Below are 12678 nucleotides of genomic sequence, written 5' to 3'. Positions count from 1 at the left end.
GAGCGGCAGCGGGCTGGGCGCCTTGCAGGTGAAGGACAGGCTGGGCGCGGCCTGCACACGGCGGTTGGACAGCGCCGCCTCCGTGTAGATCCGGCCAGGGCCCTCGGGCGCATGCAGCACCTCGCCGAATTCGGCGAAGGCTTCGCTGGTGAGGGGTCTTGCGATCAGGCGCATGCATCTGCCTCGGCTATCCGGTTCGTCAAATCGGCTCAGGGCGGCGTGGGATCGACCCAGCCGACCAAGCGCAGGCCGACCTTGTCGAAATGCACATCCATCGCCTTCCGCGCCGCCACCGCATCGCCGCGTGCCAATGCGTCGATCAGTTGGACATGCTCATGGCCCTGTGCCGTGAACTGCGGAGGCATGCGCGCCAGGTTGCACATCCGGGCCTTGGCGCGCAGATCGGCGATAAGCGAGGCGAGCAGTGGCACGCCGCAGCCCTGTGCGATCAGCGCGTGCAGTGCATCGTCATGGGCCCAGAAGCGTTCGAAATCCGCATCTCGTTCGTCGCAGAATGCTTCTGCTTCATCCCGCATCGGGCCGAGCCGCGCCGGGTCGAGGCGCAGGGCCGCAAGCGCTGCGGCCTCCGTCTCCAACAGGCGACGCACGCGCAGGTTCTGCAGCACCTCGTCGAGCGAGAAGCTGCGGATGACGACGCTGCCGTTGCCAAGGCGCGTCACCAGCCCCTCGCCCTTCAGCCGCGCGATTGCGGCACGCATGGGGGTGCGAGAGATGCCGGCGGCATCGGCCACGCGCCGTTCCGTGACCACCGTTCCGGGCGCGAACCCGCCTTCGATGATCAGGCTGCGCAGACGCTGGTAGGTCTGCTCCGAAAGGCTGGCCGGCGCGCTTTGCAGCGAGCCGAGGAGGCGCTCCGCCTCCTCCACATCACCTTGGCGCCTTGCTCCCGACGTCACGTCCATCTTCCTCGCGTGAATATAGTGCTCAATGTGCACGCAGTCGCCTACCCGCAATGTGCGGGCAACAGGCAGACGTCGCCCAGCCCGGCCATTCTGCCAAAAGATTCTGCTTCTCAGCAGCAAAATATGACGCCTAGGATATTCTGGTATCCCGGCGGCGTCCGCGACGCACCCCGCCCTGACCGAGGAGGCCACGATGATGCGCCCTGCCGCGATCGACCGTCGAACCGCTCTGAAACTGGCCGGAGCCGGATTGCTTGGCCTCGGGGCCGCGCCATCGTCGGCCGCGGCTCAGGCCGCCGCGCGTGCCGACGGCTTCCTGACCGCCTCGATCCTAGGCGGCCTGCCGCACCTGCATCCGTGGAACTACTCGAACCACGATTTCGGTACGCTACCGATCTTGACCTACAGCAACCTGATCTACACCAATCCTGATGGCACCCTCTCGCCGGAAGTGGCGAAGGCGATGCCGAGCGTCTCCGCCGACGGCAAGACCTACACCTTCGAACTGCGCGAGGATGTCCGCTTCCCGAGCGGGAAGACCCTCGATTCCGAAGACGTGGTCTACTCCTTCACCACCTATCTCGAGCACGGCCAGCGTCGCGGCGACTTCCGCGCCTTCCTCGCCAGCGTGCACGCCGAAGGGCGCTTTACGGTCCGTTTCGAACTCTCCCGCCCCTGGTCCGGCTGGATGATGTACCTGACCAAATATTTCGGTATCATCCCCGCCGGCACCGACCACACCACGCTGAACGCCAATGTCCTTGGCTCCGGCCCGTACCGCGTCACGAAGTTCGAGCCGGATGTGGTGATCGAGCTGGAGGCGCGGCCGGACTACTTCCTGGGCGAGGCGCCCCAGAAGCGCATCCGCCTGGTGCGCATCGCCGATGGCGCCACGCAGCTCGCGAACCTCCAGACTGGCCGCGTCGACATCATCGGCACCTGCCCGCCGAAGGATTTTCGGCCGACGCTGCAGAGCGCGCAGTTCGAGGGCGCGGCGATCCCGGGCGCCGGCATCTTCTACGCGCCCTTCAACCGCCAGAAGGCGCCTTTCGACAACATCAACCTGCGCCGCGCCGTGGCCTCGGCCATCGACCGCGACACCATCTGCAACGAGATCTACCATGGCCTGGTGACGCCCAGCGCGATCCCATCCGTGGAAGGCGAATACTGGCACGACGCGGAGCTCGCGAGGAAACTGGCCTATGATCCGGACCGGGCAAAGTTCCACCTACGTGCCGCCGGCATGCCGCGCGGCTTCCGCTTCACCGCGACCATCCCGGTGCCCAGCGCCTACGTCGAGGCACAGGAGGCCGCGGTGGTGATGCAGGCGAACCTGGCCGATGTCGGCATCGACATGCGCATCCGGCAAATGGATTTCAGTTCCATGTACGCCGCCGCCACGCGGGGCGATTTCGAGTGCTTCCCGCACCCCTCGATGCAACCCTCGATCGAGGACTACCTGATGGCACAATCCTATCTCTGCATCGCCGGCAAGCAGTACATGGCGCAGCCTTGCAGCGCGACCTACGACGAAAACCTGTTCGAAGCCTATAGGCTGGTCGACCGCGCCGAGCGCACGCCGCCACTGAAGCGCGCCGTGGCGCATCTGGTGGAAGATTGCACCAGCGTCTGGGTCGGACGCCTGAACACCTACCACATCTGGCGCAAGGGCATTACCGGCTTCCGCCCCTCCTACATGTACGCGATGGATCTGCGGCAGGCCAAACTGGCTTGAAGCTCCAGCGCTTCCTGGTCCAGCGCTTCCTGTCGCTGGTGATCGTGCTGCTGGGTGCCAGCCTGGTGATCTTCGCCATCATGCGCTTCCTGCCGGGCGACCCGGTGCTGGCGATGATGGGGCTGGATACCGATCCGCGCGTGCTGGCGGAAGCACGCGCGGAACTTGGTCTCGATCAACCCGTGCTGGTGCAATACGTGGTCTGGCTCGGTGCTGCCTTCACCGGCGATTTCGGCCAATCCATCATCATGCGTCGCGCGGTCTCGGACTTGTTGCTGGCGCGCTTTCCGATGACGCTGACACTTGCGGTAGCGAGCCTGGTGGTGGCGCTGGCTATCGCGATCCCGGCCGGCGTGATCTCCGCGCGCTGGCGCGGGCGGGCGGTGGATCACCTCTCCCGCACGCTGGGGTTGGCTGGCGTGTCCATGCCAAACTTCTGGCTCGGCCTGCTGCTCATCATGGTGTTCGGCGTACAGCTGCGCTGGTTCCCCGTGGGGGGCTATGTCTCGCCGATGCAGGACCCGGTGCAGGCCCTCATGCACATCGTGCTGCCAGCCATCACGCTCGGCACCGCCTATGCCGCAACGATCATGCGGATGCTGCGCGCCTCCATGCTGGACGTGCTGCGGCGGGACTACATCGCCGTCTCCCACGCCTATGGCATGAAGGGCCGCGTCATCGTCTGGAACGATGCCTTCCGCAACGCCCTGATCCCGACCCTGACGGTCACCGGCTTCGCCTTCGGCTACATGCTGGCCGGCACCATCATCGTCGAGGTCATCTTTAACATGCCCGGCGTCGGGCGGCTGCTGTATGAAAGCATCCTGACGCGCGACTACGCCGTGGTGCAGGGCGTTGTGCTTTTCAACATCGCGCTGTTCGTGCTCGTGAACTTCTGTGTCGATGTGCTCTACGCCGTCATCGACCCGCGCATCCAGGTGTAGCGCATGTCCGCCGCCATCTCCCTCGGCCGTCGCCGCGGCACCGCCAGCATCCTCGGCGGCAAGTTGCTGCGCGATCCGCTGGCGCTGGTCAGCCTGGTCATCCTGGTGCTGGTGCTGGCAGCCGCGCTGGTGCCGGACCTGATCCAGACGCACTCGCCGACGCGCATCACCGGCAATCGCCTGGCGGAACCCGGTTGGGCCAATTTCTTCGGCACCGACCAGTTCGGGCGCGACGTGTTCAGCCGGGCCGTCGCCGGCGCGCAGGTCTCGATCACCGTGGGCGTCGTCACGGTGTTGCTGGCGGTCGTTATTGGCGTGCCGCTCGGCGCCATTGCCGGCTATGCCAGCCCCGGTCCGCTGGACGCGGCGCTGATGCGTCTGATGGACATTCTCCTGGCCTTCCCGCCGATCATCCTGGCCATCGCCGTGATCGCGGCGCTGGGGACGGAGGAGCTGATGGTCGGCCCCATCGAGGTGCCACACATAGCGAAGCTGATGTTCGTCATCGGCCTGCTCTACGCCCCACAGGTCGCGCGCGTGGTCCGCAGCGCAGTGCTGGTGGAAAAGGCGGAGCAGTATGTCATGGCGGACCAGGCGCTCGGCATCGCGCGGTCGCGCACGCTGTTCCTCGGCATCCTGCGCAACTGCCTGTCGCCGATCCTGGTCCAGGGCACCTTGCTGGTGGCGAATGCAATCATTGCGGAGGCCTCGCTGTCCTTCCTAGGCCTCGGCATCCAGCCACCGCAACCCTCCTGGGGCGTGATGCTGAGCGACAGCAAGACCTATGTGCAGAGCGGCGAATGGTGGCTGACGGTCTTCCCGGGGGCGCTGATCTTCCTGACCGTCTGCGCGCTGAACATCCTGGGCGACGCTCTGCGCGATGCGCTGGACCCGCGCGATGCTGGAACCTTCCCGTGATCGAGGTCGAGGGGCTGGACGTCGCCTTCCGCACCGAGGCCGGGCTGATCCAACCGGCACGCAATCTGTCCTTCCGGATCGAACGCGGCGAGGTGGTCGGGCTGGTCGGCGAGTCCGGCTCGGGCAAGAGCGTCACGGCCAAGGCGATGCTCGGCCTGGTAGAACCGGCCTCCGCGGTTCGCGGCGGCAGCATCCGTTTCCGCGGCCGCGACCTGCGCCAGGAGCCGGCAGAGGCGCTGCGCCGCCTGCGTGGGCGCGAGTTGGCGATGATCTTCCAGGATCCGATGGGCTCGCTGAACCCGCTGATGACCATCGGCACGCAACTCGAGCGTGTCTGGCTGGAGCACGGCCCGGATGGCGAGCGCACATCACAGGCTGCCCGCGCGCGCGCAGTTGAATTGCTGGAGAAGGTCCGCATCCCGGACCCGGCGCGCCGCCTAAACCAGTACCCGCACCAATTCTCCGGCGGCATGCGCCAGCGCGTGATGATCGCGATGGCCTTGATGTGCCGCCCTGCCTTCCTGGTGGCGGATGAGCCGACTACGGCGCTGGATGTCACCGTCGAATTGCAGGTGGTGGAGGTGCTGCGCGACCTGCAGGCAGAATACGGCATGGCAATGCTGTTCATCAGCCACAACCTCACGGTGGTGTCGCGGCTGTGCGACCGGATCATGGTGATGTATGCCGGCCGCATCGTGGAATCCGGAACTTCGGAGCAGATCTTCCGGCGCCCGCGCCACCCCTACACACGCGCGCTGCTCGGCTCCATCCCACGCGGCAGCAAGCATGATGCCGCACTGCATCCGATTCAGGGCGACCCGCCCCGCCTCGGCTTCCTGGCGCCCGGCTGCCCCTTCGCGCCGCGCTGCCCGATGGCCGGGCCGGGCTGCGATCAGGAACAGGTGCTGGTCGAGGACGAGCCCGGCCAATCCTACGCCTGCCATCGTGCCCAGGTGCCGGCATGACGGCGCCGATCCTCGAACTAGTGGCGGTCGCGAAGCGTTATCCGGTCGATCCCTCCTTCGCCGCACGTCTGCTCGGCAAGGTGCAGGAAGTCCAGGCCGTCATCGACGTGGACCTCGTGCTGAACAAGGGCGAGACACTCGGCCTCGTCGGCGAAAGCGGCTGCGGCAAGTCCACCCTGGCGCGCGCCATCCTGCGGCTGGAACCGCTCTCCGCCGGCGACATCCTGTTCGAAGGGCACAATATCGCGGGCCTGCGCGACACCCAACTCGGCTGGTATCGCAAGCGCGCGCAGATCGTCTTCCAGGACCCCAGCTCCTCGCTCAACCGGTCGATGCGCATCGACCAGATCCTGGCCGCACCGCTGCGCCTGCATCGCGGCCTTCGCGGCCGGCGCGCGCTTCGCGAAGCGGCCGGTGAGTTGCTGCACCTCGTCGGCCTCGACCCTGCCTTCCTCGACCGCTACCCGCACGAGCTCTCCGGCGGCCAGCGCCAGCGCGTTGGCATCGCACGCGCGCTGTCGGTGCAGCCGGACCTGCTGGTCCTGGACGAGCCGGTGAGTGCGCTGGATGTCTCGATCCAGGCGCAGATCGTAAACCTGCTGGATGGACTGCAGCGCCGGCTCGGCCTGACGCTGCTGTTCATCTCGCATGACCTGAACGTGGTGCACCACCTCGCGGATCGCGTAGCGGTGATGTATCTCGGCCGCATCGTCGAGACCGGGCCGGTGGCGCCGCTGTATGCCGCGCCGAAGCATCCCTACACACAGCTTCTGCTGTCCGCCGTGGCGCAGCCGGACCCGGCGCTGCGCCACCAGCGCGTCGCGGTAACCGGCGAAGTGCCAAGCCCGCTGGCGCCGCCTGCCGGCTGTGCCTTCCATCCGCGTTGCCCGCACGCCATGCCAAGATGTTCCGCGGAGCGCCCGGTATTGCGGGCGCTGCCGGACGGCACGGCGGTCGCCTGCCATCTGCATGACTGAATCAGGGAGAGAAAGCACCATGCGCCTCAAGGACAAGGTCGTGGTCGTCACCGGCGGCGCATCGGGCATCGGCCGCGCCATTTCCATCCTGTTCGCCAAGGAAGGCGCCACGGTCGCCATCGGCGACCTGACGGAGGATGTGAAGGAAGGCGGGGAGCCAACCCGCAAGCTGATCGAGGAGGCCGGTGGCACCGTGCGTTTCCACCGCTGCGATGTCTCGAAATGGGACGACATCGACGCGCTGGTGACGAAGACGGTCGCGGAGTTCGGCAAGCTCGACGTCATCGTCAACAATGCGGCGACCCTCGGCAGCGGCACCAAGCTGTTGGAGACCAGCGAGGCGGATTGGGACCATGTCATGGCGGTGAATGCGAAGGGCGTGTTCTTCGGCTGCAAGCGCGCGATCCAGCAGTTCCTGACCCAGCCGGTGGTGGGCGATGCGCGCGGCCGCATCGTCAACATCTCCTCCCAGCACGGCATGGTCTGCGCGCCGGGCAAGATCGCCTACGGCACCGGCAAGGCAGCGGCGGTCTACATCACGCGGCAGGTCGCCGTGGACTATGCGGAGGACAACATCATCTGCAACGCCGTGGCGCCCGGCCGCATCCTGACGGGCAAGCCGCTCGGCGGTGCCGGATCGGACCCGCTGGAATATTCGCGGTCCCGCACGCCGATGCCCCGCCTCGGCCGGCCAGGCGACATCGCCAGCGCCGCGCTGTTCCTGGCCAGCGACGAGGCCACCTACATCACCGGCCACAACCTGATGGTCGATGGTGGCTGGATGGCCTACTAGGCCATGAAGATCCTCGTCACCGGCGCCACCGGCTTCGTCGGACTCAACATCGTCTCGGCGCTGCTGGCGCAGGGGCTGGAGGTAGTGGGCGTCGGCCACGCGCCACCACCCGCCGAGGCCCTGGTCGCCTTGCCGGGCCATGATTGCGTCGCCTGGCACATCACGGACCTGCGGGACGCCGCCGCGGTGCAGGCGCTGTTCGCGCAGGAGAAGCCGGATCGCGTTGTGCATGGCGCCGCCGTCACCACCGCCGCTGGCCGGGACGGCGAGGCCGCGACGGCGACCGCCGCCGTCAACATCATGGCGGCACTGCATGTGCTGGACGCCGCCGCGGCGCAGGGCACGCAGCGCCTGGTCTTCCTCAGCTCCGCCTCCGTCTATGGCACCACCACACCTGCGCAGGGCCTGCTGGACGAGGCACTGAGCCTGCCTCAGCCCAGCGCCGTCTATGGCATCACCAAGCTGGCCGCCGAGCGCCTGCTGCTGCGCGCCGGCCCGCTGCGGGGCGTGCAGGTCTTCGCCGCACGCCTGGGCGGCGTGTTCGGCCGCTTCGAGCGGGACAGCGGGCTCCGCGACACGCTCAGCCCGATGCACCAGGTGATGCAGGCGGCGCGGCTCGGCCAACCCATCATCCTGCCGCGCCCCGGCTCGCGGGACTGGATCTATGCGCCGGATGTCGCGGAGGGCGTGGCCGCCCTGCTGCTGGCGGAGGCGCCCGCCTCGCCGGTCTACAACCTCTCCTCCCCCGTCATCTGGTCGGTGGCCGAATGGTGCGCCGCGCTGGCGTTGCGGTCGAAGATCGACTGGCGCCTCGCCGGGCCGGATGAACCCGCGACCGTCGACTTCCATGGCCCGGATGACCGCCCGCCTTTGGCCACGGCCCGCGCCCAGCAGGACTTTGGCTTCCGCGCCCGCTTCGGCATGGCGGAGGCCCTCACGGACTACCTGGATTGGCTGCAACGCTCGCCCCCTGAAGGAGACACCCCATGACCACACGCCGTTTCGTGCTGTCCGTCGGTGCCGCCATGCTGGCATCGCCGGCGCTGCCCCGCGGCGCCGCCGCGCAGGTGGACACCAGCCGCCCCGTCGGCACGCTGCGCTTCGTCAGCGGCCCGACGGGCGGCGCCTACTTCCCGCTCGGTGAGGGTGCCGCACGCGCGATGAACGCGCATACGCGCGGCGCCCGCGCGGCTTCGACGCCGACCGGCGGTTCAACCGAGAACGTGCGGCTGATCAGCCTGGGCGAGGCCGATTTCGGCTGGGCCGCGGCCGATGTCGTCTATTACGCCTACAATGGCGGGCGGGAGTTCCGTGCGCCCCTGCGCAACATCCGCGCTGTCACCGCCGGCCATTCCTCCGCCGGCCACATGGCGGTGCGGGCGGAAAGCCCGATCCGCGACATCGCCGATTTGAAGGGCAAGAGCATCGCCGTCGGTGCCGCTGGCAGTTCCAACGCGCAGACCGCGATCGAATGGCTGAAGACCTACGGCGTGGAACAGGGCGATGTGCAGCTTCGCTACATCTCCACCGGCGCCACCGTGGATGCGCTGCGCGATGGCACCATTGATGCCGGCTTCCAGCTTTCCGGCCTGCCCTCCGGCACCTGGCTTGGCCTCGCCAACGACCATCCGCTGCGCTTCCTCGGCATCGCGCCGGACAAGATGGCCGCTTTGAATGCGCGGCTTCCCTTCTACGTGCCGGAAGTGATCAAGGGCGGCACCTATCGCGGCACCGACCAGGATGTGACGACGATCGGCGTGAAGGTGGTGCTGGTCACGCGCGACACCGTGCCGGACATCCAGGCGCATGAGATGGCGCGCGTGCTGATCGAGCACAACGCCGACATCGCCCGCGCCCACCCCACCGGCAGCGCCTGGGACGGCCGCGCCGTGGCCGACGCCGGCTTCATTCCCTTTCACCCGGGTGCGGCAGCCTACTACACCGCAAAGGGCATCAAGATGCAGGCGAGCTGATGCCCGCGACGATCGATCGCGAGGAGGTCGCGGCTCCCCCCGGCCGCTGGCGCGGGGCGGCGCCTTATGCCGCCGTCACCTTGCTTTCGGTCGTCTTCGCCGTCTTCCATATCCGCACCGGCTGGGTCGGCGTGCTGCCGGATCTGCAGCAGCGCGGCATCCATCTGGCGATGATCCTGGCGCTGGTGTTCCTGGTGGTGCCGGCGCGGCGCGGCGATGCGGATGGCGTGCCCTGGTACGACGTCCTGCTCTCGGCGGCCGGCGCCGCATTGTCGCTGTACCCGGTGCTGAACCACGCCGAGATCTCGGAGCGCATGGGCTTCCCCACGGCGCTGGAGCAATGGCTCGGCGTCGCCACGGCGCTGCTGGTGATGGAGGCGACGCGGCGCACCATCGGCCTGACCATGATCGTCATCATCGCCATCTTCGTCAGCTACCTATGGATCGGCGCGCATCTGCCGATGGATCTTGGCGGCCATGCCGGATTCTCGCTGCGCCGGACCATCTCCACCCTGTACCTGTCGCAGGAAGGCATCTTCGGTCCGACGCTCGGCGCTTCCGCCAGCTTCATCGCGCTGTTCGTGCTGTTCGGTGCCGTCGCCAAGGTGACCGGCACCGGCCAGTTCATCATCGATATCGCCCATTCCGCACTCGGCACCGTGCGCGGCGGGCCGGCCAAGGTGGCGGTGGCGGCCAGCGCGCTGCTTGGCACGCTGAGCGGCAGCGCCACGGCCAACGCGGTCTCGACCGGCATGTTCACCATCCCGCTGATGAAGCGCCTCGGCTATTCGCCACGCTTTGCCGGCGCGGTGGAGGCGGTGGCCTCGACCGGTGGGCAGTTGACGCCGCCGGTGATGGGCTCCGCCGCCTTCATCATGGCGGAATACCTGCAACTTCCCTACCGCGAGATCGCCGCCGCGGCGCTGATCCCGGCCATCCTGTTCTACGTCATGCTGCTGGTGACGGTGCACCTGGAGGCGGCGAAGCTCGGCCTGGTCGGGTTGCGCCGGGACCAGTTGCCGCGGATGCGCGGCGTGATGCTGCGTGGTGGCCACCTGCTGATCGGCCCGACCGTGCTGGTGTTCCAGCTTGCGGTGATGAAGACCACCGTGCTGAGCGCCGCCTTCATGGGCCTGTTCGCCGCGCTGCTGGCCGGCATGCTGCGGTCCCACACGCGCCCTGGGCCGCGCGAGTTGCTGGAGGCTGCACGCGAGGGCGCCCTGATGAGCCTGCAGGTCGGCGTGGCCTGCGCCGCGGCCGGCCTCATCATCGGGCCGATCTTCCTGTCCGGGCTCGGGCCGAAGCTGGCCGACATCCTGGTTGGCGCCGCCGGTGCGAACCTGTTGGTGCTGCTGGTCTTCGCGATGATCGCCGCGCTGGTGATGAGCATGGGGCTGCCGAGCACGGCGGTCTACATCCTGGTTGCGGTGCTGATCGCACCCGCCATCATCGCCCTCGGCGTCGCGCCGCTGGCCGCGCACATGTTCGCCTACTGGTTCGGCACCATGGCGAACATCACGCCGCCAGTCGCCACGGCCGCCTATGCCGCCGCAGGTATTGCCGGGTCGAACCCGCTGATGACAGGTCTTTCCGCGGTGCGTCTTGGTGCGGCCGGCTTCCTGCTGCCGTTCATGTTCGTGTTCGGTCCACAACTGCTGCTGCTTGGCACGACGACGGAGATCGTCCTGGCGACCGTGACCTGTGCGGTCGGCGTCTCGGCCCTCGCGGCCGCCTTCTGCGGCTTCCTGCTGCGCCCCCTGCATCCACTGGAGCGCCTTGCGCTTGGTGCGGCGGCATTGACCCTGATGTACCCAGGCGGGCTGACGGACCTGCTGGGTGTTGGCCTGAGCCTGATCGTGGGGGTCGTACATTGGCTGCGGCACCGCAGGTTGTTACGGTTGGATGCCGGCCGGCTGGGAGGATTGTGATCTTCAAGACAGTGGCAATCCTTCAGGTGCTCGTTCATGGCTGAGAAACAGGGTTGAGCCGCGGAGACGTCCCGCGGCTTTGAAGTGGCGCGGCGGATAGGCCGTCCACGCCGGCGGCGCACAGTCCAGGCCCCTGTATTCAGGAGGCCTGAGAAACATGGCTCTGCCGGCTGCGACGTCCCAGATCAGACCCCTGACCGGCATCCGCGGCCTCGCGGCCGTCTATGTCGTCGTCTATCACGTGCTCTGGCCGGACTCGTTCCAGTTCAATCGCAATGGCTACCTTGCGGTGGACCTGTTCTTCGTTCTATCCGGCTTCGTCATGGCCATGTCCTATGCAAGCCTGTTCTCCGGCGGGTTTGCCTGGCGCAACTTCGGCATCTTCCTGATCCGGCGGCTGGCGCGGGTCTATCCGCTGTTCTTCCTGGTCACCGTTGCCTATGGGTTTGCGATGATGGCGGGCGTCATCGACCTTGACGGGCTCGAGCCACCGGTCTGGTGGACGCTGCTGCTGAACCTGCTGATGATCCAGGCCTGGGGCTTCGGGCAGAGCATCCTGGACCCGTTGTGGTCCATCAGCACCGAATGGGCCGCCTACCTGGTGTTTCCGCTGCTCGCCACGGCGTTCCTGTTCGCGCGCTGGCAGGTGGCGCTGGCGCTTTTCGTAGTCGCCTTCCTCGTCCTGGTCGGCCTGGCAGCCGCGCCGAAATCCACACCCACGGATTGGCGCTCGGGGCCGCTCGACATCAGTTGGGTTGGAAGCCCGCTGCCGGTGGTGCGCTGCGTGGCGGAGTTCTGCCTTGGCCTCGTCGCCTACCGCGCCTCCGGCCATCGCCCGATCCGCGACTTCGCAGCCCATGCCGCGGTCGCGCCAGTGCTGGCCCTGACGCTCCTTCTCCTGCTCATGCTGCCGGACACGGACCTGATCATCGTGGCGCTCCTGCCGCTGCTGATGATCAGCCTGATGCATGGCACGGGGCCGGTGCAGTCCTTCCTGGGCTGGCGACCGATCTTCATCCTCGGCGAGTTGTCCTACGCCATCTACCTGCTGCATCCGCGCCTCGGCAGCTTTTACACCAAGCCGGCCGCGGTCCTGGCGCAGTGGATGGAGTGGGAGGTGGCGTGGCGGATCTGCTTCATCATCGTACTGCTGGCAGGCTCCTGGCTCGCACACCTGCTGGTCGAGCGCCCTGGACGTGCCGCCATACGTAGGCTTGAACCCCTGCTCCTACGCCACCCCAAGCAGATCGTGTTGGCAGGTTGAAGCCCCTTGCTGGTTAGGCCCCGTGGACCCGGTCGCGTAGCATGGTGTGCCACGACTAATCGACGGGCTTCTTCAAGAGCTGCAGCAAGGGTCGCCAATGTCCAGCGCGGGCCAGGAAAACGCGATCGGACAGCCAGTTGTCGCGCATGAAGGTCATATATTTTTCATGACGTTCAGCTCGAGGCATCTCGGCGGCAGCGGCAGAAACGTGATGTTGGCGCGCCTGGTCCGGCGTGCCGGCGCGCAAGCAAGGATTGC

The 12678-nt window shown here is 67.5% G+C and carries 12 protein-coding genes; 10 read left to right on the top strand and 2 right to left on the bottom strand.

Going from position 1 to position 12678, the window contains the following annotated elements; genetic code table 11:
* Positions 1-209 precede the first annotated feature (209 nt).
* Complete coding sequence (locus tag ACFHPP_RS29120; protein ID WP_437166734.1) at positions 210-1043, bottom strand: GntR family transcriptional regulator; 834 nt, start codon at positions 1041-1043, stop codon at positions 210-212.
* A gap of 73 nt (positions 1044-1116) precedes the next feature.
* Here ACFHPP_RS29120 and ACFHPP_RS29115 point away from each other — a divergent pair, with 73 nt between their 5' ends.
* From ACFHPP_RS29115 to ACFHPP_RS29070, 10 genes are all read left to right on the top strand, one after another.
* A complete protein-coding gene (locus ACFHPP_RS29115) occupies positions 1117-2658 on the top strand; it encodes an ABC transporter substrate-binding protein (RefSeq protein ID WP_437166733.1) in 1542 nt (513 codons plus the stop codon).
* Positions 2655-3602, top strand: coding sequence for an ABC transporter permease (locus tag ACFHPP_RS29110; protein ID WP_437166732.1), 948 nt, complete (start codon positions 2655-2657; stop codon positions 3600-3602). Before ACFHPP_RS29115 ends, ACFHPP_RS29110 begins: the two co-directional genes overlap by 4 nt.
* A gap of 3 nt (positions 3603-3605) precedes the next feature.
* The gene (locus ACFHPP_RS29105) at positions 3606-4520 is read left to right on the top strand and encodes an ABC transporter permease (protein WP_437166731.1); all 915 of its coding nucleotides are present in this window, start codon (positions 3606-3608) and stop codon (positions 4518-4520) included.
* Positions 4517-5485, top strand: coding sequence for an ABC transporter ATP-binding protein (locus ACFHPP_RS29100; protein WP_437166730.1), 969 nt, complete (start codon positions 4517-4519; stop codon positions 5483-5485). The genes ACFHPP_RS29105 and ACFHPP_RS29100 overlap by 4 nt, the downstream gene beginning before the upstream one ends.
* The gene (locus ACFHPP_RS29095; protein ID WP_437166729.1) at positions 5482-6462 is read left to right on the top strand and encodes an ABC transporter ATP-binding protein; all 981 of its coding nucleotides are present in this window, start codon (positions 5482-5484) and stop codon (positions 6460-6462) included. Before ACFHPP_RS29100 ends, ACFHPP_RS29095 begins: the two co-directional genes overlap by 4 nt.
* Before the next feature lie 19 nt (positions 6463-6481).
* Entirely contained in the window at positions 6482-7255 is a 774-nt protein-coding gene (locus ACFHPP_RS29090) for an SDR family NAD(P)-dependent oxidoreductase (RefSeq protein ID WP_437166728.1), read from the top strand.
* A 3-nt stretch (positions 7256-7258) separates the two neighbouring features.
* Entirely contained in the window at positions 7259-8245 is a 987-nt protein-coding gene (locus tag ACFHPP_RS29085) for an NAD-dependent epimerase/dehydratase family protein (RefSeq protein WP_437166727.1), read from the top strand.
* Positions 8242-9228, top strand: coding sequence for a TAXI family TRAP transporter solute-binding subunit (locus tag ACFHPP_RS29080; protein WP_437166726.1), 987 nt, complete (start codon positions 8242-8244; stop codon positions 9226-9228). Before ACFHPP_RS29085 ends, ACFHPP_RS29080 begins: the two co-directional genes overlap by 4 nt.
* Entirely contained in the window at positions 9228-11156 is a 1929-nt protein-coding gene (locus tag ACFHPP_RS29075) for a TRAP transporter permease (RefSeq protein WP_437166725.1), read from the top strand. The genes ACFHPP_RS29080 and ACFHPP_RS29075 overlap by 1 nt, the downstream gene beginning before the upstream one ends.
* 157 nt (positions 11157-11313) lie before the next feature.
* Positions 11314-12420: an acyltransferase family protein gene (locus ACFHPP_RS29070; RefSeq protein WP_437166724.1), complete on the top strand. Its 1107-nt coding sequence runs from the start codon at positions 11314-11316 to the stop codon at positions 12418-12420.
* Between the two features lie 55 nt (positions 12421-12475).
* Here ACFHPP_RS29070 and ACFHPP_RS29065 read toward each other — a convergent pair.
* Positions 12476-12678, bottom strand: a 203-nt coding sequence (locus ACFHPP_RS29065; RefSeq protein WP_437166723.1) for a hypothetical protein, incomplete at its 5' end; no start/stop codon positions are given.

The organism is Falsiroseomonas sp. E2-1-a20, from assembly GCF_051433195.1.
In the GTDB taxonomy this organism is placed as follows: domain Bacteria; phylum Pseudomonadota; class Alphaproteobacteria; order Acetobacterales; family Acetobacteraceae; genus Falsiroseomonas.
Note: the sequence above shows the minus strand (reverse complement) of the source record. Positions and strands in the feature narration are given on the sequence as shown.

Excerpts from the sequence above, each read along its gene's own strand:
- ACFHPP_RS29115 (WP_437166733.1), top strand. The coding sequence starts at position 1,117 with ATGATGCGCCCTGCCGCGATCGACCGTCGAACCGCTCTGAAACTGGCC.
- ACFHPP_RS29105 (WP_437166731.1), top strand. The coding sequence starts at position 3,606 with ATGTCCGCCGCCATCTCCCTCGGCCGTCGCCGCGGCACCGCCAGCATC.
- ACFHPP_RS29095 (WP_437166729.1), top strand. The coding sequence starts at position 5,482 with ATGACGGCGCCGATCCTCGAACTAGTGGCGGTCGCGAAGCGTTATCCG.
- ACFHPP_RS29090 (WP_437166728.1), top strand. The coding sequence starts at position 6,482 with ATGCGCCTCAAGGACAAGGTCGTGGTCGTCACCGGCGGCGCATCGGGC.
- ACFHPP_RS29085 (WP_437166727.1), top strand. The coding sequence starts at position 7,259 with ATGAAGATCCTCGTCACCGGCGCCACCGGCTTCGTCGGACTCAACATC.
- ACFHPP_RS29080 (WP_437166726.1), top strand. The coding sequence starts at position 8,242 with ATGACCACACGCCGTTTCGTGCTGTCCGTCGGTGCCGCCATGCTGGCA.
- ACFHPP_RS29075 (WP_437166725.1), top strand. The coding sequence starts at position 9,228 with ATGCCCGCGACGATCGATCGCGAGGAGGTCGCGGCTCCCCCCGGCCGC.
- ACFHPP_RS29070 (WP_437166724.1), top strand. The coding sequence starts at position 11,314 with ATGGCTCTGCCGGCTGCGACGTCCCAGATCAGACCCCTGACCGGCATC.